Here is a 3,701-nt window from a genome sequence, read left to right on the forward strand (position 1 = left end):
CTTCATGTCCATCTTGAGTCATCAATAAAGTCGCTCTAATAGTTAACCCCTGTACATACCCTGTAACTCCAGCAACCTCAATCAAATCATCATTTTTGAATGGGTTTTGAACGCTTAATAAGACACTTGCTAAAAGATTCTCTGTAATATTTTTAAAAGCGATACCCAAAATAATACCCAGTACACCAGTTCCACCCAGAATAGTCAGCGCAACATTTGTTAATCCTAAAAGTTTCAAAATGAAATAAATTCCAATAAGTAAACATAAGAAAGCTACCCCACGAGATATTACATGTGATAAAAGGGGGTGAAGTTCTCGAGAATTTAAATATTTGCGACTAAAAGATTTTGCTATTAATGCAATAATCCAGAAAATTATTAGAATTAAAAAGGATAAAATAATTATTGGTATATTTCTTAGAAAATTTTGCCACTGCTCTTTAAAGCCAGAACTTACTAAGGTGCTCACACTCCATACTGATGAAGTAAGAATCTCTATTTGATTAACAACAGCCACAACATCCTGGGTATTTTTTGCTAAGGCTTCAGCCCATTGTTTATGTTCACTCGTTTTAGTTTTCCTTTTAAAAACACAACCCCATTTTTACTTCTACCTCTGGATTTTCATACCAAGTAGTTGCATTAAGTATCTTTTCAATGCGATCGCTTATTTCCGTATCGCGAGCGATAGGCTTTACATCTACTTTATTAGAAACATCAGCTATTGGTGCTGAGGAAAGCGATTCGGATACATTTGATTTTATATTTTCTCCCAACACAGGGGGCATGAAACTCACCCCAAAAAAACAATTAAAATAGGTATTAATTTATTTCTTTTGAGCTGTAATTTTTTAGTCGCATGAGAGGTAATATCCTTTTATAGGCCCCGTTTTATTTTATGGTCCATGCTTCCGCAACCATTTTGCCAACGTCCTGCAAGTTAAAATATTTACTTATCGGTTCTCAGAGTTATTGTCAAATGTGGTGTATGAGATCAGGTGGCCGATTTCCTGTTTAGTTGACTCCTACCTTTAAATTTAACGTTATTCATAATGAGTCATAGCTTTAAGTCCCATTACTGCACCTAACTTTTGAGAAGCTGAAATAAAGCTACAAAAAGCCGTTAATTCAACAAGCTCAGCCTCCGAAAAATAATTTTTCAATCGTGTTATTTCGCTTTCATTAATAGCATCATGGGATATTGCAAATGTATTAGCAAATCTTAAGGCTTCAATCAGGCGAGTGTCTTTAGGATTTTGATCGGGTTTTCCAGCTTTTGCCATGCAATATTGGCATTGGTTGTTAAAAGCCAATGCACGTCTTACTTGCTCTAAAAAATGAGCATCAAAAGTTTTGCTTTGGAAAAAAGTTAACTCAAGCTTTTCCCACTGATCTAATAAGTCAGGTTTGTGCCCTAAAAGACGTTCAAATGGAGTTGAACCATGCGTTGATAATTGAATAAATGACATGTGTTTCCTTAGTATATGTAAGATCGTCAGAATGATCTGCTAAAATTTGTAACATATCATACTCATATTCTGAGTTTGGCGCTTCTTCCGGGAAAGTAACACCTTCTTTTGCCTGAAATTCGGTTGCTTTATCAATTATAAAACAAACAGTCTCAGGGTTAATATTTAATATATTTGTGTTTAACATTTTTATCTCCTTCTCTTATTAACAAAGCAAGAAACAAATTGTTGCTTTGATCTAACTAGATGCAGTGGACATCGGTTCTACTTAATGTTTGGATAAATATAGATTAATTAGATCTTTGCTGGAATCACATTCAAGCTTCTCTTTTAGCTGGGCGATATATACCTCAACAGTCCTGTATGATATATCCATCTCGCGAGCGATTTCCTTCGCTGACTGGCCCTTAGACAGATGTTTTAGACAAATAGCTTGTTGTTCTGAAATTCGAACAGGTATATCAGTTTTGTACTTGAAAAACACGACTTCTCTATCAGTAAGTCCTGCTGGCTTTATTAGAGTAAATTCATTTTTCTTCAGGTAAGCGATAACCGTATCGATATGCTTATCTACATCGCCATCATCTGCAGACAAAATGACATTGCTTATTTCATAATAATAGTCGTTTCGATCATCATGCAGAGTCTTAAGCACATCTTCGTAATTTTGATCAGTAGTAAGCGGTTCATGTCGACTGCCGCAGCGCCTGATTTGTGTCTCAAGCGTTGTTTTTAGAAATACAACACAAGCATTCTTTAAATTGTTCCGTATTTTTGGTGTATTTCCCACGTAGCAATCAAGTCCAACGACAACTCCAGACCTTTTTGATAATGAGTCGAATATTGTCTCTTGTACACGCTCATACTGTTCAAGTCCGGCTTGCCCTAGTATTTCTTTAATGGTAAGTCCTATTCTATGCTCAAGCCCCATATCTGCATCAACGAATTGATAGCCCAGCCGGTCAGCCAAACTCTTAGAAAAATAAGCCTTGCCTGCTGCTGGATGTCCTATGACAAATATACGCTTTAACTCTTTCATCGATTTACTCCAAACCGTTTTGTTCATTTAACAGTTTAACTGGCAAAATGATTAAATAATATACGCATAAATACTTAAGTATTCTTATTAAAGAATTTAAGGATTCAGGCTAGGTCTATTGATTTGTGGTTTTGAACATGCCACTTAGCAAATTGAATAAACCTATTTTAATCATTGAAATAATTAAGACGCTTAGTAAGCACTTCACTATGGAGCAAACCTTCAGTTTGCTTTAATTGCCAAAACGCTACGTCTGGGATCTTAAAGAAAATCTCTATCCTTTTTGTGGTGTTTGTGTCATGGCTGGTACCTGTTTCTATGTGTGCCAATGTGGCGGTGCTAATATCCAAGACATTGGCTAAGTCATGTTGAGTAGGCCTATTTCATATCTTAATTTTTTATATCTTCTTTTGTAAACGAACTAATAGACAGGTTAGAAAATAAAACTTGATGGGCCACGTTTACCAATTGCGCCAAGCAAAATAATAAGGTTTTGCTTAGCTGGTGAGATACCTTGAGATGCGCAATAATCTTTGTAGGCTAGATTTTCTTTTGATTGAATTACTATCAAGTAACGATTTAACTAATTTTCCGTTTTTAGAGCTGTGATGAAATTTAAACAATCCAGCTCTAGTCCTAATGGAATGGCTGTCTCCGAATAGGCATAATTTTCATCCATGGTTACACTATAATTAAGATGCTTAATTGCAAAAGGGACAATAGGAAAAATGTCAAAAACCTATAAGCAAACTATCCTACCAAGAGAATTTTCAGAGCAAGATATGAAAGAATCTTATAACCACGTTGCTTGGTTTTATGATCTATGGGACTCAATGACTGAATCAAGAGCGCATAAGAGATAGTCGCACTACCTCGTGAAAGATTCCGGGACATCCCAGTCCCCGAAATCGACTCGCCAACGCGCGAGGTGTTTTGGCCGCAACTGCCCTGCGTCCGGCACGTTGCGCTGAACGCGCAAGCCTAGGCCTACCACAATGGCGCTACAGCTGCAGATAGATTTTTTAACATCCCTTTGGGCTGATTAAAAAATCGCAGCCTATTGCGGTCTCCGCACCTCGGCCTTCAGCCTTCCATGGCGCGCAGTAAAGGTTGTTTGTTTTTAAGAACACCAAAGATAATATGAGCTAGTTTGCGCATAACAGCACAGACGATTGTTTTTGGTGTTTTACCTT

6 protein-coding genes are annotated in these 3,701 nt (G+C 36.9%); all 6 read right to left on the reverse strand.

Features of this window, described 5'->3' with window-relative positions; translation table 11 throughout:
- Positions 1–517 (reverse strand): mechanosensitive ion channel domain-containing protein (locus tag BN58_RS22565; RefSeq protein ID WP_019216056.1); only part of this gene is annotated, 517 nt, incomplete at its 3' end.
- Between the two features lie 67 nt (positions 518–584).
- Positions 585–788, reverse strand: coding sequence for a hypothetical protein (locus tag BN58_RS28160; RefSeq protein WP_019216057.1), 204 nt, complete (start codon positions 786–788; stop codon positions 585–587).
- 255 nt (positions 789–1,043) lie between these two features.
- A complete protein-coding gene (locus BN58_RS05950; RefSeq protein ID WP_019216058.1) occupies positions 1,044–1,469 on the reverse strand; it encodes a carboxymuconolactone decarboxylase family protein in 426 nt (141 codons plus the stop codon).
- Positions 1,426–1,656, reverse strand: coding sequence for a hypothetical protein (locus tag BN58_RS22570; protein WP_019216059.1), 231 nt, complete (start codon positions 1,654–1,656; stop codon positions 1,426–1,428). Before BN58_RS22570 ends, BN58_RS05950 begins: the two co-directional genes overlap by 44 nt.
- Before the next feature lie 81 nt (positions 1,657–1,737).
- Entirely contained in the window at positions 1,738–2,508 is a 771-nt protein-coding gene (locus BN58_RS05960) for a shikimate kinase (RefSeq protein ID WP_019216060.1), read from the reverse strand.
- Between the two features lie 167 nt (positions 2,509–2,675).
- Positions 2,676–2,858 carry a hypothetical protein gene (locus tag BN58_RS05965; RefSeq protein WP_019216061.1) on the reverse strand — a complete coding sequence of 61 codons (183 nt, stop codon included), beginning with the start codon at positions 2,856–2,858 and terminating at the stop codon, positions 2,676–2,678.
- Positions 2,859–3,701 lie beyond the last annotated feature (843 nt).

This window comes from Legionella tunisiensis (assembly GCF_000308315.1).
In the GTDB taxonomy this organism is placed as follows: domain Bacteria; phylum Pseudomonadota; class Gammaproteobacteria; order Legionellales; family Legionellaceae; genus Tatlockia; species Tatlockia tunisiensis.